At 72.4% G+C, this 18,709-nt stretch carries 16 protein-coding genes; 12 read left to right on the top strand and 4 right to left on the bottom strand.

The genetic code is table 11. The features are described 5' to 3' along the window. Positions 1 to 59: 59 nt before the first annotated feature. From LZF96_RS22010 to pgi, 12 genes are all read left to right on the top strand, one after another. Positions 60 to 713, top strand: a complete 654-nt coding sequence (locus LZF96_RS22010; RefSeq protein WP_233875744.1) for an MBL fold metallo-hydrolase — start codon at positions 60 to 62, stop codon at positions 711 to 713. A gap of 54 nt (positions 714 to 767) precedes the next feature. Then, positions 768 to 2,813 (top strand): excinuclease ABC subunit UvrC, encoded by a 2,046-nt coding sequence (uvrC, locus tag LZF96_RS22005; RefSeq protein ID WP_233875742.1) that lies wholly within the window; start codon positions 768 to 770, stop codon positions 2,811 to 2,813. Between the two features lie 303 nt (positions 2,814 to 3,116). After that, positions 3,117 to 4,055 (top strand): RNase adapter RapZ, encoded by a 939-nt coding sequence (gene rapZ / locus LZF96_RS22000; RefSeq protein ID WP_233875740.1) that lies wholly within the window; start codon positions 3,117 to 3,119, stop codon positions 4,053 to 4,055. Further along, positions 4,055 to 5,134, top strand: coding sequence for a uridine diphosphate-N-acetylglucosamine-binding protein YvcK (yvcK, locus tag LZF96_RS21995; RefSeq protein ID WP_374203305.1), 1,080 nt, complete (start codon positions 4,055 to 4,057; stop codon positions 5,132 to 5,134). Before rapZ ends, yvcK begins: the two co-directional genes overlap by 1 nt. Beyond that, a complete protein-coding gene (gene whiA, locus LZF96_RS21990; protein ID WP_233875738.1) occupies positions 5,125 to 6,102 on the top strand; it encodes a DNA-binding protein WhiA in 978 nt (325 codons plus the stop codon). Before yvcK ends, whiA begins: the two co-directional genes overlap by 10 nt. 373 nt (positions 6,103 to 6,475) lie before the next feature. After that, entirely contained in the window at positions 6,476 to 7,480 is a 1,005-nt protein-coding gene (gap, locus tag LZF96_RS21985) for a type I glyceraldehyde-3-phosphate dehydrogenase (RefSeq protein ID WP_233875736.1), read from the top strand. 154 nt (positions 7,481 to 7,634) lie between these two features. Then, positions 7,635 to 8,858 carry a phosphoglycerate kinase gene (gene pgk / locus LZF96_RS21980; protein ID WP_233875734.1) on the top strand — a complete coding sequence of 408 codons (1,224 nt, stop codon included), beginning with the start codon at positions 7,635 to 7,637 and terminating at the stop codon, positions 8,856 to 8,858. 257 nt (positions 8,859 to 9,115) lie between these two features. Next, positions 9,116 to 9,892 (top strand): triose-phosphate isomerase, encoded by a 777-nt coding sequence (gene tpiA, locus LZF96_RS21975; RefSeq protein ID WP_233875732.1) that lies wholly within the window; start codon positions 9,116 to 9,118, stop codon positions 9,890 to 9,892. Positions 9,893 to 10,138: 246 nt separating this feature from the next. Then, a complete protein-coding gene (gene secG / locus LZF96_RS21970; RefSeq protein WP_233875730.1) occupies positions 10,139 to 10,369 on the top strand; it encodes a preprotein translocase subunit SecG in 231 nt (76 codons plus the stop codon). 149 nt (positions 10,370 to 10,518) lie between these two features. Beyond that, entirely contained in the window at positions 10,519 to 10,854 is a 336-nt protein-coding gene (locus LZF96_RS21965; protein WP_308294262.1) for an RNA polymerase-binding protein RbpA, read from the top strand. A 227-nt stretch (positions 10,855 to 11,081) separates the two neighbouring features. Continuing rightward, positions 11,082 to 12,074: a class I SAM-dependent methyltransferase gene (locus tag LZF96_RS21960; protein ID WP_233875727.1), complete on the top strand. Its 993-nt coding sequence runs from the start codon at positions 11,082 to 11,084 to the stop codon at positions 12,072 to 12,074. Positions 12,075 to 12,245: 171 nt separating this feature from the next. Beyond that, a complete protein-coding gene (pgi, locus tag LZF96_RS21955; protein WP_233875725.1) occupies positions 12,246 to 13,922 on the top strand; it encodes a glucose-6-phosphate isomerase in 1,677 nt (558 codons plus the stop codon). Positions 13,923 to 14,088: 166 nt separating this feature from the next. Here pgi and pgl read toward each other — a convergent pair whose 3' ends face one another. From pgl to tal, 4 genes are read right to left on the bottom strand one after another with little or no spacing between them, the layout of a single operon-like run. Further along, positions 14,089 to 14,892: a 6-phosphogluconolactonase gene (pgl, locus tag LZF96_RS21950; RefSeq protein ID WP_233875723.1), complete on the bottom strand. Its 804-nt coding sequence runs from the start codon at positions 14,890 to 14,892 to the stop codon at positions 14,089 to 14,091. Then, positions 14,889 to 15,992: a glucose-6-phosphate dehydrogenase assembly protein OpcA gene (gene opcA / locus LZF96_RS21945; protein WP_233875721.1), complete on the bottom strand. Its 1,104-nt coding sequence runs from the start codon at positions 15,990 to 15,992 to the stop codon at positions 14,889 to 14,891. The genes pgl and opcA overlap by 4 nt, the downstream gene beginning before the upstream one ends. After that, complete coding sequence (zwf, locus tag LZF96_RS21940) at positions 15,989 to 17,551, bottom strand: glucose-6-phosphate dehydrogenase (RefSeq protein ID WP_233875719.1); 1,563 nt, start codon at positions 17,549 to 17,551, stop codon at positions 15,989 to 15,991. The genes opcA and zwf overlap by 4 nt, the downstream gene beginning before the upstream one ends. Then, on the bottom strand, positions 17,548 to 18,678 hold the full coding sequence (tal, locus tag LZF96_RS21935; RefSeq protein WP_233875717.1) for a transaldolase: 1,131 nt from the start codon (positions 18,676 to 18,678) through the stop codon (positions 17,548 to 17,550). Before tal ends, zwf begins: the two co-directional genes overlap by 4 nt. Between the last annotated feature and the right edge of the window lie 31 nt (positions 18,679 to 18,709).

The raw sequence follows: 18,709 nt of genomic DNA, 5'->3' as shown, positions 1-18,709 counted from the left end.
CCACCCCGCCCCACCACTGCCCGTCCTCCCGTCACGGGCACCGGAAAGGACCGCATCCCATGACCTACACCGGTCGGGTCGCCGTCGGCGGCCCACCCGACGTCCACGAACTGACCGACCTGCTGATCAGCAAGGTCGCCGTCGGTCCGATGGAGAACAACGCCTACCTCCTGCGCTGCCGGACCACCGGGGAGCAGCTCCTGATCGACGCCGCCGCGGAACCCGGCACCCTGCTGCGCCTCATCGGCCCGGACGGCCTCACCGGTGTGGTCACCACCCACCGCCACGCCGACCACCGGCAGGCGCTGGCGGAGGTCGTCGCCGCGACCGGCACCCCCACCCTCGCCGGCCGTCACGACGCCCCCGGCATCCCCGAGCCCACCGACCGCCCGTTGGACGATGGCGACACCGTCACCGTGGGGCGCTGCGAACTGCTGGTGCGGCACCTGGTGGGCCACACCGAGGGATCGGTGGTCCTGATCTACGACGACCCGCGCGGCCACCCCCACGTCTTCGTCGGCGACTGCCTGTTCCCCGGTGGTCCCGGCCGGACAACACGGCCGGAGGAGTTCAACTCCCTCATGGACGATCTGGAGGCCAAGGTGTTCGGCGTCCTCCCGGACGAGACCCGGGTCTACCCCGGCCATGGCAACGACACCACCCTCGGCGCCGAACGTCCCCATCTGCCCGAGTGGCGCGAACGCGGCTGGTGAGCACCCGACCCGGACGGGGCGGGGTTGTCGGCGCCGCCGATTAGGGTGGTCGGCATGGCCGATCCCTCCACCTACCGCCCCGCGCCGGGAGAGGTGCCGGACACCCCCGGTGTCTACCGCTTCCGCGACGAGCACCGTCGGGTGATCTACGTCGGGAAGGCCAAGAGTCTGCGCCGCCGGCTGGCCTCGTACTTCCAGGACATCGCCGCCCTGCACCCGCGCACCGCGACCATGGTCACCACCGCCGCCTCGGTGGAGTGGACGGTGGTCTCCACCGAGGTGGAGGCCCTCCAGCTGGAGTACGGCTGGATCAAGGAGTACGACCCCCGGTTCAACGTCAAATACCGCGACGACAAGAGCTACCCCTCCCTCGCGGTCACCCTGAACGAGGAGTTCCCCCGGGTCCGGGTGATGCGCGGCCCCAAGCGGCGCGGGGTGCGCTACTTCGGCCCCTACCCCCACGCCTGGGCGATCCGCGAGACCGTGGACCTGTTGTTGCGCGCCTTCCCCGTCCGCACCTGCTCCGACGGCGTCTTCAAGCGCGCCCGTCAGGTGGGCCGGCCCTGCCTGCTCGGCTACATCGAGAAGTGCGCCGCTCCCTGCACCGGCCGGGTCACGCCCGACGAGCACCGGGAACTGGCCGAGCGGTTCTGCGAGTTCATGGCCGGCCGCACCGGCACCCACCTGCGCCGGCTGGAGGGGGAGATGGCTGCGGCGGCCGAGGCGATGGAGTACGAGCGGGCCGCCCGGCTGCGCGACGACATCGCCGCCCTGCGCCGCGCCATGGAGAAGAACGCGGTGGTACTGGACGACGCCACCGACGCCGACCTGCTCGCCGTCGCCGCCGACGAACTCGAGGCGGCGGTGCAGATCTTCCACGTGCGCGGCGGCCGGGTGCGCGGCCAACGCGGCTGGATCAGCGACCGGGTCGAGGACGTCTCCGTCGCCGGTCTGGTCGAGCACGCGCTCCAGCAGCTCTACGGCGACGAGTCCGGGGCCGGGGAGGACGTCGGTGGCGGGGGAGGAGTGCCCCGCGAGGTGTTGGTCCCCGAGTTGCCCGGGTCCGCCGAGGCGTTGACGGACTGGTTGGCGGAGCGGCGCGGGTCGCGGGTCGAGCTGAGGGTGCCCCGGCGAGGGGACAAGAGGGAGCTGTTGGCCACCGTCACCCGCAACGCCGAGCACGCCCTCGCCGTCCACAAGACCAAGCGCGCCTCCGACCTGACCACCCGCTCCCGTGCGCTGGAGGAGATCACCGAGGCGCTGGGCCTGGACTCGGCGCCGCTGCGCATCGAGTGCTTCGACATCTCCCACCTGCAGGGGGAGGAGGTCGTCGGCTCGATGGTGGTCTTCGAGGACGGCCTCGCCCGCAAGGGCGAGTACCGGCGGTTCAAGATCCGGGGCTTCGAGGGCCAGGACGACGTCCGGGCCATGCACGAGGTGGTCTCCCGCCGCTTCCGCCGGTACCTCAGGGAGATGGAGAACACCGACGAGTGGTCCACCGGCGACACCGGCGACACCGGCGCGCCGGGCACCGCGCCCGCCCCCGGCGGGGACGACGAGCCACTCCCCACCGGCACCGTCCGGGACGAGGAGGGTCGCCCGCGCCGTTTCGCCTACCCGCCGCAGCTCGTGGTCGTGGACGGCGGCCCCGCCCAGGTGGCCGCCGCCCGTCGGGCCATGGACGAGCTGGGCATCGACGACGTGGCCGTCTGCGGCCTCGCCAAGCGGCTCGAGGAGGTCTGGCTGCCGGACGAGGAGGACCCGGTCGTGCTGTCCCGCACGAGTGAGGGCCTCTACCTCCTGCAGCGGGTCCGAGACGAGGCCCACCGCTTCGCCATCCGCTACCAGCGCACCCGCCGTTCGGCCACCGTGCGGCGCGGCCCGTTGGACGACGTGCCCGGTCTCGGCGAGACCCGTCGCACGGCGCTGCTGCGCCACTTCGGCTCGCTCAAGCGGCTGCGCGCCGCCGACGTGGACCAGCTGTGCGAGGTGCCGGGCATCGGCCGACGCACCGCCGAGACGATCGTGGCCGCCCTCGCCGCCGAGCCGGTCCCCGCCCCCGCAGTCAACACCGCCACGGGTGAGATCATCGAGGGGTGAGGTGTGACGGGAGCCACGCCCCCGATGCCCCCCGCCGTCCCTTTCCGGGGTGTGCGGCGGAGGGGACGGGGCAGGTGGCACCATCGGTGGCGGAGGAGCGGATCGTGATCGACCGGCGAGCCGGGACGACGATCCGCCCGATCGGCGCGTCCGCGCGCCCATCGGGCCCCTCCCGTCCGAGCCGGCCCGTGCCCGTACGGGTCGTCGCACCGTCCGCACATCCGTCACCACGGTTCACCGATGAGTCGTGCCCAACCCGCCGCGCGTCACACCGTGCGGCGACCGCCCCGGGGGAGCCCCACGATGAGTGATCAGACACCCGAGACCGCCACCACTCCCGACGGGCGCGAACCCGGCCCCGCCCCGCTTCTCGAGGAACCGACCCTGCCCGAACTGGTGATCATCTCCGGGATGTCCGGGGCCGGCCGCAGCACCGCGGCCAAGTGCCTGGAGGACCTGGGCTGGTTCGTCGTCGACAACCTCCCGCCCGCCCTGATCACCACCATGGTGGACCTGGGCGCCCGCTCGCAGGGCAACGTGGCCCGGATCGCCGTCGTCGTCGACGTGCGGGGCCGCGGGTTCTTCGACAGCCTGCGGGAGTCCCTGGCCGACCTCACGGCGATGGGCGTCACCCGCCGCACCGTTTTCCTGGAGGCATCCGACAACGCCCTGGTGCAGCGGTTCGAATCGGTCCGCCGCCCCCACCCCCTGCAGGGGGAGGGGCGCATCGTCGACGGCATCGCCGCCGAGCGGGACCTGCTGCGCGAACTGCGCGGCGACGCCGATCTGGTGATCGACACCTCCTCGCTCAACGTGCACGAGTTGCGGGCCAAGATGAACGCCCACTTCACCGGCAACGACGAACCGGAACTGCGTGCCACCGTGATGTCCTTCGGGTTCAAGTACGGCCTGCCGGTGGACGCCGATCACGTCGCCGATGTCCGCTTCCTGCCCAACCCGCACTGGGTGCCGGAGCTGCGGGCGTACACCGGGACCAGCGACCGGGTGGCCGGCTACGTGTTCGACCAGCCGGGTGCGAAGGACTTCCTGGAGCGTTACGCCGAGTTGTTGGAGCTGATCACGGCCGGCTACAAGCGCGAGGGCAAGCGCTGGGTGACCATCGCGATCGGCTGCACCGGCGGAAAGCACCGGAGCGTGGCGATGTCCGAGCGATTGGCCCGCAGGCTGTCCGCGGCGGGGATGGAGACCTCGGTCGTCCACCGCGACATGGGACGCGAGTAATGCCGACGGGCGGCCGGGGGCCGTACCGATCATCCGGCGGGGCGCGCCCGGTACGGGTCCTGCGCCCCGGCCGCGCTCCCGGGCGCCCCGGTCGCGACGGGCGCGGTGCCGGCCCGCCCAAGGTGGTGGCCCTGGGTGGGGGGCGGGGCCTGTCCGCCTCGCTCACCGCCCTGCGCCGAATCACCGGCGACGACCTCACCGCGGTGGTGACCGTCGCCGACGACGGCGGTTCCAGCGGCAGGCTGCGGGACGAACTCGGGGTGCTCCCGCCCGGCGACCTGCGCAAGGCCCTCGCCGCGCTGTGCGGTGACGACGACTGGGGCCGTACCTGGGCGAGCCTGGTGCAGCACCGCTTCACCAGCCACGGGGACCTGCACGACCACGCGGTGGGCAACTTGCTGATCGTGGCGCTGTGGGAGCAACTGGGCGATCATGTCGCCGCGTTGGACCTGGTGGGCAGGTTGCTGCGGGCCCGGGGGCGGGTACTGCCGATGGCCGGTGTGCCACTGGAACTGTGCGCCGAGGTGCGCGGCCACGACCCGGATCGCCCCGACGACACGACCTCGGTGTACGGACAGGCGACGGTGGCGTTGACCCCCGGCGAGGTGCAGCGGGTGCGGTTGGTTCCCCCCGATCCGCCGGCCGTTCCCGAGGCCGTGGCCGCCGTCCGGGAGGCCGACTGGGTGATTCTCGGTCCCGGTTCCTGGTTCACCTCCGTCATTCCCCACCTGCTGGTACCCGACCTGCTCTCGGCCCTCACCGAGACCCGGGCCCGCAGGGTGCTGTGCCTCAACCTCGCGCCGCAGCCCGGTGAGACCGACGGGTTCTCACCGCAGCGTCATGTGGAGGTTTTGGTACAACACGCCCCTAAACTCACCTTCGACGTGGTGTTGGCCGACACGGCCGCCACCCGGGACCACCAGGCGGGCCTCGAGGAGGCCGCCGAACGGATCGGGGCAGTGGTTCAACGGGCCCCGGTCGCGGCGCGCGACACCACGCCCCGGCACGACCCGGAGCTGTTGGCCGCGGCGTACGACCGTATTTTTCGGATGCACGGAAGGATCGGCCCATGGCGATGACGGCAGCGGTGAAGGACGAGATCTCGCGTCTCCCGGTGACCCGCACCTGTTGCCGCAAGGCGGAGGTATCCTCCATGCTGCGGTTCGCCGGCGGATTGCACCTGGTGAGCGGACGCATCGTGATCGAGGCCGAGTTGGACACCGGCATCGCCGCCCGCCGATTGCGCCGCGACATCCTGGAGATCTTCGGCCACGGCTCCGACCTGGTGGTGATGGCCCCGGGTGGTCTGCGCCGGGGCAGCCGTTACGTGGTGCGGGTGGTCGCCGGCGGCGATCAGCTGGCCCGGCAGACCGGACTGGTGGACAGCCGGGGACGCCCCATCCGGGGCCTGCCGCCGCAGGTCGTCTCGGGCGCGGGCTGCGACGCCGAGTCCGCCTGGCGCGGTGCCTTCCTCGCCCACGGCTCGCTCACCGAGCCCGGCCGCTCCTCCTCCCTGGAGGTGACCTGCCCCGGTCCGGAGGCAGCTCTGGCCCTGGTGGGGGCCGCCCGCAGGCTCCAGATCGCAGCCAAGGCCCGCGAGGTGCGCGGGGTGGACCGGGTCGTGGTCCGCGACGGTGACGCCATCGGCGCCCTGCTCACCCGCCTGGGGGCGCACGAGGCGGTGCTGGCCTGGGAGGAGCGCCGGATGCGCCGCGAGGTGCGGGCCACCGCCAACCGGCTGGCCAATTTCGACGACGCCAACCTGCGGCGCTCGGCCCGGGCCGCGGTGGCCGCCGGCGCGCGGGTGCAGCGGGCCCTGGAGATCCTGGGTGACGACGTGCCCGAGCACCTCGCCGCCGCCGGCCGGCTGCGGATGGATCACAAGCAGGCGTCGCTGGAGGAGTTGGGCGCGCTCGCCGACCCACCGCTGACCAAGGACGCCGTCGCGGGGCGGATCCGACGTCTGCTGGCGATGGCGGACAAGCGGGCCGGGGACCTGGGGATGCCCGGCACGGAAGCGTGCCTCACCGAGGAGATGGTGGGCTGACCCCACCGGCCGTCCGGCGCCCGTCGGAACGGCGGCCCTTCCCGCCCGGCCCGCCCCCGTGTCGGGCGCGCCGGGGTTCCCGGCGGCTCCGACGCGTTCCCGGTGGCCCCGGGACGCCCGACACGGCGGACCGCGGTTCCGACGAGTGGCCGCGGGACGGAGTGAGCGTCGGCGGCGGCCGGGCGGACGCCGCGCAGACCGATTACCGAACAGTAGTCCCCGACCGTCGAGAACGGGCCGTTCGGCCCACCGGTGTACCGGCCCGCCGATGTCACCACCCGGGGCCCGGCGCGGTAGGGTCGGAAGTGGTCGGGGACATCCCAAACAGCTTCGTCGGTGTCCGTCACCGGCGTACCAACGAGGAGATCGGTTCGTGACGATCCGCGTAGGCATCAACGGCTTCGGCCGCATCGGCCGCAACTACTTCCGCGCACTCCTGGAGCAGGGGGCGGATGTCGAGATCGTGGCTGTCAACGACCTGGGTGACACCGCGACCACCGCCCACCTGCTGAAGTACGACACGATCATGGGTCGCCTCCGGGGCGAGGTCTCCCACACCGCCGACACCATCACCGTCGACGGAAAGACCGTCAAGGTCCTGTCCGAGCGTGACCCCGCCGACATCCCGTGGGGCGACCTCGGCGTGGACATCGTCATCGAGTCCACCGGCATCTTCACCAAGCGCGACGACGCCGCCAAGCACCTGACCGCCGGTGCGAAGAAGGTCCTCATCTCGGCTCCGGCCAAGGACGAGGACTTCACCGTGGTCATGGGCGTCAACCACGACGACTACGACCCGGCGAACCACCACGTCATCTCCAACGCCTCCTGCACCACCAACTGCGTGGCGCCGCTGGCGAAGGTCGTGGACGAGAGCTTCGGGATCGTCAAGGGCATGATGACGACGGTCCACGCCTACACCAACGACCAGCGCATCCTGGACTTCCCGCACAAGGACCTGCGCCGCGCCCGGGCCGCCGCCGAGAACATCATCCCCACCTCCACCGGCGCCGCCAAGGCCACCGCCCTGGTGCTCCCGCAGCTCAAGGGCAAGCTGGACGGCATCGCCATGCGTGTCCCGGTCCCCACCGGCTCGGTCACCGACCTGGTACTCGAGGTCGGCCGCGAGGTGACCCGCGACGAGGTCAACGCCGCTTTCCAGAAGGCCGCCGAGGGGCAGCTCAAGGGAATCCTGGAGTACACCGAGGACCCGATCGTCTCCTCCGACATCGTCAACTGGCCCGCCTCCTGCACCTTCGACTCCCTGCTCACCATGGCGCAGGGCAACCAGGTCAAGGTCGTCGGCTGGTACGACAACGAGTGGGGCTACTCCAACCGTCTGGTGGACCTCACCGTCTTCGTCGGCGAGAAGCTCTGACCGCGGGCGACACCGCGGTGTGACCGCGATGTGACCGACAGGGCCCGTGCACCGAGCACGGGCCCTGTTCCCTGCGGCGCCCGCCCCCGGCGGGTGCCGGACCGTCGCCGTCCCGCGTTCCCCGCCCAGTACCCCCACCGACAGGAGCCGATCCGTGCAGACTCTCGACGACCTCATCGACCGGGGCGTGGCCGGGCGCCGCGTTCTGGTCCGTGCCGACCTCAACGTCCCCCTCGCCGGCGCTCCCGGCGAGCAGTCCATCACCGACGACGGCCGCATCCGGGCCGCCGTTCCCACGATCACCCGTCTCGCCGGGGCCGGCGCCCGGGTGATCGTCGTCTCCCACCTGGGCCGCCCCAAGGGTGAGCCCGACCCCCGCTACTCGCTGGCCCCCGTCGCGACCCGGCTCGGGGAACTCCTCGACCGTCCGGTCACCTTCGCCGGTGACACCGTCGGCCCCGCCGCGCGGGCGGCCGTCGACGGCCTGGCCGACGGTGACGTGGCGCTGCTGGAGAACCTGCGCTTCAACCCGGGTGAGACGGCGAAGGACGACGCCGAGCGCGGCGCCTTCGCCGACCGCCTCGCCGAACTCGCGGACCTGTACGTCGGCGACGGCTTCGGCGCCGTGCACCGCCGGCACGCCTCGGTGTGGGATCTGCCGGCCCGCCTGCCGCACGCCGCCGGCGGCCTGATCGCCACGGAGGTCGGCGTGTTGCGCCGGCTGACCGAGAACGTCGCGCGCCCCTACGCCGTCGTCCTGGGCGGTGCCAAGGTCTCCGACAAGCTCGGGGTGATCGACCACCTGCTGGAGCGCGCCGACCGCATCCTGATCGGCGGCGGCATGGTCTTCACCTTCCTGGCCGCCCGTGGCCACTCGGTGGGCTCCTCGCTGTTGCAGGAGGACCAGCTCCCGCAGGTCCGCGAGTACCTGCGCCGCGCCGAGGAGCTGGGCGTGGAGTTCGTGCTGCCGGTGGACATCGTGGTCGCCGAGGGCTTTCCCGACCTGGACACCAAGGCCCCCGCCCACCCGGAGACGGTGCCCGCCGACGCCATGCCGGAGGGCCGGATGGGTCTGGACATCGGTCCGGAGTCCCGCAAGCTCTACGCCTCCCGCCTGGCGGACACCGCCACCGTGTTCTGGAACGGCCCCATGGGCGTCTTCGAGCACCCGGACTTCGCGGAGGGCACCCGGGCGGTCGCGCAGGCGCTGCTCGACGGGAACGCCTTCACCGTCGTCGGCGGCGGCGACTCGGCCGCCGCCGTCCGTCTGTTGGGATTCGACGAGACGGCTTTCGGCCATATCTCCACCGGTGGTGGGGCGAGCCTGGAGTACCTGGAGGGCAAGACCCTGCCGGGGCTGGCGGCGCTGGAGGACTGAGCCGCCCCGCCCCGGGCGCCGCCCGGCGGTGCCCGGGGCGCGCGGATCACGACACGCGCCGGTGGGCACACCGACCCGCCGCCGGCATCCGCCCCCGGGCGTCCGGTGTCCTGTTCGGCACCGGACGCCGCCCGCCCCCGGGAGGACGCGGACGGACACGCGACCGGAGTGCCGGGTACGACCGGCGCGACGACCGCAACCAGCACGACGAGCACGACGACCGCAACGATCACGACGATCACGAGGACACGCCACCGATGACCACTCGCACGCCCCTGATGGCGGGCAACTGGAAGATGAACCTCAACCACCTCGAGGCCATCGCCCACGCCCAGAAGCTCGCCTTCGCCCTGGAGGACAAGGACTACGAGGCCGTCGAGGTCGCGCTCCTGCCCCCCTTCACCGACCTGCGTTCGGTGCAGACCCTGGTGGACGGGGACAAGCTCAAGCTGCGCTACGGCGCGCAGGATCTCTCCTCCGAGGACTCCGGAGCCCGCACCGGCGAGATCTCCGGTGCCATGCTCGCCAAGCTCGGTTGCTCCTACGTGGTCGTCGGCCACTCCGAGCGTCGCCAGTACCACGGCGAGAACGAGGAGACCTGCAACGCCAAGGTCCGTGCCGCCTTCCGGCACGGCCTGGTGCCGATCCTGTGCGTCGGCGAGGGACTGGACGTGCGGAAGGCCGGCGAGCAGGTTCCGCACACCCTGGCGCAGCTCGACGGCGCGCTGCGCGACCTCCCGGACGAGCAGGCCGCCCGCCTGGTGATCGCCTACGAGCCGGTCTGGGCCATCGGCACCGGTGAGGTCGCCACCCCGGAGAACGCCCAGGAGGTCTGCGGGGCCATCCGGACCCGCCTGGCCGAGCTGTACAACCCCGGGGTCGCCGAGCAGGTGCGCATCCAGTACGGCGGTTCGGTCAAGGGCGACAACGTCGCCGCGATCATGGCGCAGCCCGATGTGGACGGCGCCCTGGTCGGTGGCGCGTCCCTGGACGCCGACGAGTTCGTCCGCGTCGTCCGCTTCCGCGACCGCTGAGCCCGGGCCCCGGAGCGGCGGCCCGATCACCGGTCGCCGTGCCGGGGTGCCCGGTGTCGTTTCCCGGTGGCGTCCCCGGCCCCGTGCCCCGGGGCCGGCCGTCCCCGGCCGGTCTCCCGATCCTCGTGCAGCGGGGGACGTCCTCCGGGCTCCAACCTGTACATTGGTGGGCGTCCGACCGGCGTCCGGGCCGCCCGCGCCGCGCACACATCCACCACGCGTCCGTCTCCAGAGAGTGGGTCCACCGTGATCACGGGGTTCTCGATCGCCCTCATCCTGTTCAGCTTCCTGCTGGGGCTGCTGGTGCTCATGCACAAGGGCAAGGGTGGCGGCCTCTCCGACATGTTCGGTGGCGGTATGCAGTCCTCCGTCGGCGGTTCCTCGGTGGCCGAGCGGAACCTGGACCGGATCACCGTCGTCGTGGCCCTGATCTGGTTCGCGATCATCGTGGTGCTGGGGCTGCTGGTCAAGAGCTGACCCCGGGTCGGAAACCGACCCCCGCGACGAACCGAACCGGCCGGGGTCGATCACACCCCGGCATCGTTCGTTACCACGGGTCCTGCGTACGCGTTGAACCTCACATACACTGGGGCAACTTCGCAGCACGTGAGGCAGGGAGTCAGACCGTGGCAGGTGGCAACGCGATTCGGGGCAGCCGGGTCGGAGCGGGGCCCATGGGCGAGGCCGAGCGCGGTGAGTCCGCGCCCCGTCTGAAGGTCTCGTTCTGGTGTGCGAACGGACACGAGACACGGCCGAGTTTCGCCAGCGACGCGCAGATCCCGGACGGTTGGGACTGCCCGCGGTGTGGCTTCCCCGCCGGCCAGAACCGGGACAATCCCCCGGACCCGCCCCGCAACGAGCCCTACAAGACGCACCTGGCCTACGTGCGGGAGCGACGCAGCGAAGCCGACGGGGAGGCCATCCTGGCCGAGGCGCTGGCCAAGCTCCGCGGCGAGATCTGATCCCCTCGGGGATCGGTTTCACCCACTGACCCCTCTCCGGTTTCCGTCGGATCATGCCGGGAAAACCCGGACTTCCGGAATCCCGACGTCCCGATCCGCCGTGGTCCGTCCACTCCGGGACCGACCGGGGACCGGCGGGGGAACGGCGGTTTGCCTCCGGGAGAAGGTCCTGTGAAGCCCGCGCCGCCCGCGCCGCGTATCCCCGCCGGGCTCACTAGCGTGCTCCCATGACCAAGCCCCCCCTTCTGCTCAGGCGAGCCCTTCGACCGGTCGCCCGGGTGCTCGACTCGCGCATCGACCGTCGCATCCGTCGCACCGCCGGCGACCGGCAGGGCACCGTGACCGAACTGCGGCGCACCGTGGAGGAACTCCGGGCCGAGGTACGGGCCCTGCGGGCGGGCGGCGCCCCGGTCGCGGCGTCCGACGGCCCCTACGACCCCGCCGGCGACCCGGTGGTCCGGGCCACCGTGGAGGCGATCTTCGGGCCCGAGGGCCGGCGGGACCGCCGGGTCGATCCCGACCGGATGCGGCTGCTCGCGGCCGAACTCGCCGATCTCGGCGACCCGCGCGGCGTCGCCCCGCGCGAGACGGTCATCGCCCACCGCACGCTGGTGGAGGTGGAGAACCGGGGTGTGGGTCGTATCGCCGGCTCCACCCCCAACATCGTGGGCAAGCTCGCCGCCGTCCCCCTGCTGCGCCCGCCGAACGGGGAGATCCTCGAAATCGGTTGTCTGTACGGGCTGTTCGCCGGTGCCCTGGTCCGGCAGGTACTGCGCACCGGCACCGACTACCGGCTCACCCTGGTGGACCCGGTCGCCTCCCGACAGCTCCAGGGCGGCAGGGAACTCGGGGAGGACGCCTCGGGGGTGCCCATCACCGAGACCCTGGTGCGCTCCAACCTCGCCCTGGCGGGTGTGGACCCCGACCGCTTCCGGCTGTGCCGGGGCCTGTCGGGCGACCCGGAGGTGCGCGCGGCGGCCTCCGACCGCTCCTACGGGTTGGTCGTCGTGGACGGCGACCACACCGCCGAGGGCGTGGCGGCCGACCTGGAGTGGGTGGAGACGATCACCGCGCCCGGCGCGGTGGTGGTCCTCGACGACTACGGTGCCCGGCAGTGGCCCGGCGTGCAGGAGGCCACCGATCGGCACCTCAAGCGCGGCGACGGCCGACTGGAATGGATCGGCAGGGTCGCCACCAGCGCCTTCCTACGGGCGCGCTGACCGGCGCGACGGCGCCGGCGGCACGGAGCGGGGCCGTTCGGCGCCGCGCGGTTCGACCTCGTCCGACGGCCCCGGGGCACGCGGCCGTGCGTCCGGTCCCGACCGCCGCGATCGACTAGCGTGGGCCCCGGCGGGGACCGCACACGGCGAGAGATGGGCTGGACAAGCACGATGAACGCAGCAGGCCGGACGGGGCTGGACCGGATGCCGGAGTGGCACGCCCTGGCGAAGCACCGGGAGGAGCTGGGGGAGGTCGGCCTCCGGGAGCTGTTCGCGAAGGACCCGGGGCGGGCGGAGCGCCACACGGTACGGGCCGGTGACCTCCACATCGATTTCTCCAAGCACCTGATCACCGACGAGACGCTGGGGCTGCTGCGCGGGTTGGCCGTCGCGACGGACGTCGAGGGGCTGCGGGACGCGATGTTCCGCGGGGAGCGGATCAACACCACCGAGGACCGGGCGGTGCTGCACACCGCCCTGCGGGCGCCCCGTGGCGCGGAGATCCGGCCGGCCGTCGGCGACGGCGGGGAATCCGAGAACGTCGTGCCCGCCGTGCACGCGGTTCTGGACCGCATGGGTGCCTTCGCCGAGCGCGTCCGTTCCGGGGAGTGGACCGGACACACCGGTCGGCGCATCCGCACGGTGGTCAACATCGGCATCGGCGGCTCCGACCTGGGGCCGGCCATGGCCTACGAGGCACTGCGCCCCTACTCCACCCGTGAGGTGGAGATCCGTTTCGTCTCCAACGTGGACGGCTCGGACCTGCACGAGGCGCTGCGCGGGTTGGACCCCACCGAGACGCTGTTCGTGGTCGCCTCCAAGACCTTCACCACCATCGAGACCATCACCAACGCCCGTTCCGCCCGGGCCTGGCTGCTGGAGGGCATCGGCCCCGACACCGGCGAGGAGGCGGTCGCCCGGCACTTCGTCGCCGTCTCCACCAACGCCGACGAGGTCGCGGCCTTCGGCATCGACACCGCCAACATGTTCGAGTTCTGGGACTGGGTCGGTGGCCGGTACTCCTACGACTCGGCGATCGGCCTGGCGCTGATGGTCGGCATCGGACCGGACAACTTCCACGACATGCTCGCCGGCTTCCACACCGTCGACGAGCACTTCCGCACCGCCCCGCCGGAGGCCAACGCCCCGCTGCTCATGGGGCTGCTGGGCATCTGGTACAACGCCTTCCACGACGCCCAGTCGCACGCGGTGCTGCCCTACTCCCACTACCTGGGGAAGTTCCCGGCCTACCTCCAGCAGTTGGACATGGAGTCCAACGGCAAGTCCGTGGACCGGGACGGCGAGCCGGTGCGCTGGCAGACCGGACCGATCGTCTGGGGCACTCCCGGTACCAACGGCCAGCACGCCTACTACCAGCTGCTGCACCAGGGCACCAAGCTGGTCCCGGCCGACCTGATCGGCTTCGCCCGGCCGGTGGCGGAGCTCTCCCCCCGCCTGCGGGACCACCACGACCTGCTGATGGCCAACCTCCTCGCCCAGGGCCAGGCCCTGGCCTTCGGCAAGACCGCCGAGGAGGTCCGCGCCGAGGGCGTGGCGGAGGAGCTGGTACCGCACCGCACCTTCCGGGGCGACCGCCCCACCACCACGATCCTGGCCCCCCGACTGACCCCTTCCGTGTTGGGCCAACTCGTCGCGCTGTACGAGCACAAGGTCTTCGTGCAGGGCGCGGTGTGGAACATCGACTCCTTCGACCAGTGGGGCGTCGAGCTGGGCAAGGTGCTGGCCAAGCGGGTGGAGCCGGCGCTCACCGAGGGGACGGAGGTGCCCGGGCTGGACGCCTCCACCACCGCCCTGGTGGCCCGCTACCGGGAGCTGCGCGGGCGCTGACGCCCGGTACCGGCGGCCCCGCCGGGGGCGATCCGCGCCGGCCCGTCGGTCGAACCCACGACGGCCCCCGTCCCACCGGAGAACCGGTGGGACGGGGGCCGTCGTGACATCGGGGTCGTGTCACCCGCCGCCGGTCGTCGAACGCCCGTCGGGGACGCGGGACCGCTCAGCCGGCGGCGGGCGGGTGGATCCGCTCGGGCAACTGCGCGGCGGCCGAGATGTCCAGCAACCACAGCGTCCGGTCCAGGCCGTGCACGCCCGCCGCCGGCACGGTGTCGCCGTCCGCGCCCGAGAGGGCGGTGGCCACCGCCCCCGCCTTGTCCTTCCCGGCGGCCAGCAGCCAGACCTCGCGCGCCCCCCGGATGGCGGGGCGTGTCAGGGTGACCCGCTCGGCCGGGGGCTTCGGCGCACCGCGCACCGCCACCACCGTGCGACCGGTCTCTTCGAGGGCGGGGTGATCGGGGAAGAGCGAGGCGACGTGGGTGTCCGGGCCCACGCCCAGCAGCAGCACGTCGAACCCCGGGAGGCCGCTCGCGTCCGGCGAGGCCGCCGCGAGTTCGGCGGCGTACCGCTCGGCGGCGGCCTCCACCGCCCCGAGCGCGGCCGGGTCGGTGTCGGGGGCGACCGCCGGCATGGCGTGCACCCGGGCCGGATCCAGCGGCAGCGAGTCCAACAGGGCCTCGCGGGCCTGCGTCTCGTTGCGATCCGGGTCACCGGCCGGCAGGTACCGCTCGTCACCCCACCACAGGTCAACCCGGGACCAGTCCACGGCCTCCCGGGCCGGGGCGGCGGCCACGGCCCGCAACAACGCGATGCCGTTGCGTCCTCCGGTCAGCACCACCGACGCCGAGCCCCGTTCGCTCTGCGCGTCGACGATCCGGGTCAGCAGACGGGCGGCGGCCGCCGCCGCGAGCAGTTCCGCGTCACGGTGCACCAGTACCCGGGGGATCACCCGTCCCGGAGCGGTCATCGCCTGTTCCCCTTCCGGGCGGTGAGCTTCCACGAGGTGCCCGAGCGGGTGTCACCGGGGGACTCGCGGGACTCCCGCCCCGGCGCGTCCCCGGCGGTCGTGCTCTCCCCGGTGTCCGGGGCGGGGGTACCGCCCCCGTCCTCCCCGGAGCCGTCCCCGGTCTCCGCCGGCTCGGTGTGCCGCAGCCGGGAGGTGTCGAAGCGCACCGCCTGCGCGTAGGCGACATCCGGATCCAGCCGCCGCAGCTCCTCGGCGATCAGCTCGGCCGTCCCGCGCCGCTGCAGCGCCACGTGCCGGTCCGGCTGACCGGGCATCTCCAGCCCGCCCAGGGCCCCGGTGGGCCGGGTCAGGGAGATCATGCCCTCGGCCGTGGCCAGCCGCACCGCCGTGATCCCCGGACCCTCCGTCAGTACCCGCTCCACGGGCACCTCCAACCGCGCCCCGAGCCACATGGCGAGCAACTCGGCACTGGGATTGTGCTCCTCGCCCTCGACCACCGCCGACCGCACACGGCTGTGCCGCTGATCCAGGGCCGAGGCCAGTACGCTGCGCCACGGCGTGATCCGGGTCCAGGCCAGATCGGTGTCACCGGGGGAGTAGCCCTTGGCGCGCACCTCCAGGGCCGCGATCGGGTCCTCGGTGGAGGCCGCGTCGGAGATGCGGCGCTGCGCCAGGGACCCCAGCGGGTCGTCGGCCGGGCGCTCCGGGGCGTCCTCGGGCCACCAGACCACCACCGGCGCGTCCGGCAGCAGCAGCGGCAGTACCACGCTGTGGGCGTGCGCGGCGAGCTCGCCGTGCAGGCGCAGCAGCACGGTCTCCCCGCTGCCGGCGTCGGCCCCGGCCCGGACCTCGGCGTCGAGCCGGGCCACGGCCCGGTCGCGGGGCGAGCGTCCGGGACGCCGCACCACCACCAGGATGCGCGAGGGGTGCTCCTTGGACGCCTCTCCCGCCGCCTTCAGCGCGTCGTAGTGATTGCCCTCGTCGGTGACGATGACCAGGGTCAGGACCATGCCGATGGCCGGCGTGCCGGTCGCCCGCCTGGCCTGCACCAGGGCCGCGTTGATCCGACTGGAGGTGGTGTCCGTGAGGTCGATGTTCATGGCCGTCGCCAACTCCGTCCGTCCCTCGCGAGCATCTCGTCGGCCGCCTTCGGTCCCCAGGTCCCGGCGGTGTACGGTTCCGGCCGGCCGCCGGCCGCCCAGAACTCCTCGACCGGGTCGAGGATCTCCCAGGACCGCTCGACCTCGTTGTGCCGGGGGAAGAGGTTGGCGTCGCCCAGCAGCACGTCCAGCAGCAGCCGCTCGTACGCCTCCGGGCTGGACTCGGTGAAGGACTCGCCGTACGCGAAGTCCATCGTCACGTCCCGGATCTCCATCTGGGTGCCGGGCACCTTGGAGCCGAAGCGGATCGTCACGCCCTCGTCCGGCTGCACCCGGATCACCAGCGCGTTGTTGTTCAACTCGCGGGTGTCGGTGGCGTCGAACGGTGAGTAGGGGGCCCGCTGGAAGACCACCGCGATCTCGGTGACCCGCCGCCCCAGCCGCTTGCCGGTGCGCAGGTAGAACGGCACCCCCGCCCACCGCCGGTTGTCGATCTCCAGCTTCAGCGCCGCGTAGGTGTCGGTCACCGACCCGGGGTCGATGCCCTCCTCCTGGAGGTAGCCCGCCACCCGGGTCCCGCCCTGCCACCCCGCCGTGTACTGCCCCCGCACCGTGGTGCGGGCCGGATCGGAGGGGAGCCGCACCGCGTTCAGCACCTTGAGCTTCTCGGTGACCAGCGCCTTGGCGTCGAAGGAGACCGGCTCCTCCATCGCGGTCAGCGCCAGCAGTTGCAGCAGGTGGTTCTGGATGACGTCGCGCGCCGAGCCGATGCCGTCGTAGTACCCCGCCCGACCGCCGATGCCGATGTCCTCGGCCATGGTGATCTGCACGTGGTCCACGTAACTGCGGTTCCACAGCGGCTCGAACATCGTGTTGGCGAAACGCAGCGCCAGGATGTTCTGGACCGTCTCCTTGCCCAGGTAGTGGTCGATCCGGAAGACCTCGTGGTTGGCGAAGACGCCGTGCACGGTCCGGTTCAGCTCGCGGGCGGAGGCCAGGTCGTGCCCGAAGGGCTTCTCGATGACGGCCCGTCGCCAACTGTCGCCCTTCCCCTCGGACAGGCCGTGCTTCTTGAGCTGCTGCACCACCAGGGGGAAGAACTTCGGCGGCACCGACAGGTAGAAGGCGAAGTTGCCGCCGGTGCCGCGCTCCTTGTCCAGGCGGTCGATGGTGTGCCGCAGGGTCTCGAAGGCGGAGTCGTCGTCGAAGACGCCGGGTACGAACCGCATCCCCTCGGACAGCTGCCGCCAGACCTCCTCCCGGAACGGCGTGCGGGCGTGCTCCTTGACGGAGTCGTGCACGACCTTCGCGAAGTCCTCGTCCTCCCAATCCCGGCGGGCGAAGCCGACCAGGGAGAAGCCCGGTGGGAGCAGACCCCGGTTGGCGAGGTCGTACACGGCGGGCATCAGCTTCTTGCGGGACAGATCCCCGGTCACCCCGAAGATGACCAGGCCCGACGGCCCCGCGATCCGCGGCAGCCGTCGGTCCCCGGGGTCCCGCAGCGGGTTGGCGCCGGGGGCGGGGGTGGTGCCCCCGGACGCCGTGGTGTCGCCGCTCACGCGTCCTCTCGACCTTCCTCCGGCGCGAGCCTTTCCAACTCGGCGCGGGTGGAGTCGAGCAGGTCGTTCCAGGCGCTCTCGAACTTCTCGATGCCCTCGACCTCGAGGAGCTTCACGACCTCGTCGTAGGAGATGCCGTGCTCGGCCAGGGCGTCGATGTCGGCCCGGGCGAGCTCGTGGGTGCCGCTGATGGTGTCACCGGTGATCTCCGCGTGATCCTCGGCGGCCCGCAGAGTGGCCTCCGGCATCGTGTTGACGGTGCCGGGGGCGACCAGTTCGGTGACGTAGAGGGTGTCGGGGTAGGCCGGGTCCTTCACGCCGGTCGAGGCCCACAGCGGACGCTGGACGTTGGCGCCCTCCCGCGCCAGCTCCTCCCAGCGGGGGGAGGAGAAGACCTCCTCGTAGGCCCGGAAGGCGAGGCGGGCGTTGGCCAGCCCGGCCTTCCCGCGCAGCGCCTTCGCCTCCTCGGTGCCCAGGGCGTCCAGCCGCTTGTCGATCTCGGTGTCCACCCGGGAGACGAAGAACGACGCCACCGAGTGGATGCCGGAGATGTCCAGCCCCTTCTCCCGGGCCCGTTCCAGGCCGGTGAGGTAGGCGTCCATCACCGCGCGGTACCGCTCCAGGGAGAAGATCAGCGTGACGTTGACGCTGATGCCCAGGGCGATCGTCTCGGTGATGGCGGGCAGTCCGGCCTCGGTGGCCGGGATCTTGATCAGTGTGTTCGGCCGGTCCACCAGCCAGGCCAGCTGCTTGGCCTCGGCGACGGTGGGGGCGGTGGCGTGCGCCAACCGCGGGTCCACCTCGATGGAGACCCGGCCGTCCCGGCCGTCGGTGGCGTCGAAGACGGGACGCATGACGTCGCAGGCGTCCCGCACGTCCGCGGTGGTGATCATCCGCAGCGCCTCCTCCACGGAGACGCGGCGCACGGCGAGGTCGGCGACCTGCTGCTCGTACCCCTCGCCGGCGGAGATGGCCTTCTGGAAGATCGCGGGATTGGTGGTGACCCCGACCACGTGCTGCTGGTCGATCAGCTCGCCCAGGTCACCGGAGGTGATCCGGCTGCGCGAGAGATCGTCCAGCCAGATCGCGACGCCCTCCTCGGAGAGCCGCTTGAGTGCCTCGGTCATCGGTAACGCAACTCCTCTGTCTGGTATCGGG

It is taken from the genome of Streptomyces sp. ST2-7A, assembly GCF_021390475.1.
GTDB lineage: Bacteria > Actinomycetota > Actinomycetes > Streptomycetales > Streptomycetaceae > Streptomyces.
This window is presented reverse-complemented; position numbering and strand designations above follow the sequence as displayed.

Bases quoted from the DNA above. Each gene is read 5' to 3' on its own strand.
- LZF96_RS22010 (WP_233875744.1), top strand. From the start codon at position 60: ATGACCTACACCGGTCGGGTCGCCGTCGGCGGCCCACCCGACGTCCAC.
- uvrC (WP_233875742.1), top strand. From the start codon at position 768: ATGGCCGATCCCTCCACCTACCGCCCCGCGCCGGGAGAGGTGCCGGAC.
- rapZ (WP_233875740.1), top strand. From the start codon at position 3,117: ATGAGTGATCAGACACCCGAGACCGCCACCACTCCCGACGGGCGCGAA.
- yvcK (WP_374203305.1), top strand. From the start codon at position 4,055: ATGCCGACGGGCGGCCGGGGGCCGTACCGATCATCCGGCGGGGCGCGC.
- whiA (WP_233875738.1), top strand. From the start codon at position 5,125: ATGGCGATGACGGCAGCGGTGAAGGACGAGATCTCGCGTCTCCCGGTG.
- tpiA (WP_233875732.1), top strand. From the start codon at position 9,116: ATGACCACTCGCACGCCCCTGATGGCGGGCAACTGGAAGATGAACCTC.
- LZF96_RS21960 (WP_233875727.1), top strand. From the start codon at position 11,082: ATGACCAAGCCCCCCCTTCTGCTCAGGCGAGCCCTTCGACCGGTCGCC.
- pgi (WP_233875725.1), top strand. From the start codon at position 12,246: ATGAACGCAGCAGGCCGGACGGGGCTGGACCGGATGCCGGAGTGGCAC.
- pgl (WP_233875723.1), bottom strand. From the start codon at position 14,892: ATGACCGCTCCGGGACGGGTGATCCCCCGGGTACTGGTGCACCGTGAC.
- opcA (WP_233875721.1), bottom strand. From the start codon at position 15,992: ATGAACATCGACCTCACGGACACCACCTCCAGTCGGATCAACGCGGCC.
- tal (WP_233875717.1), bottom strand. From the start codon at position 18,678: ATGACCGAGGCACTCAAGCGGCTCTCCGAGGAGGGCGTCGCGATCTGG.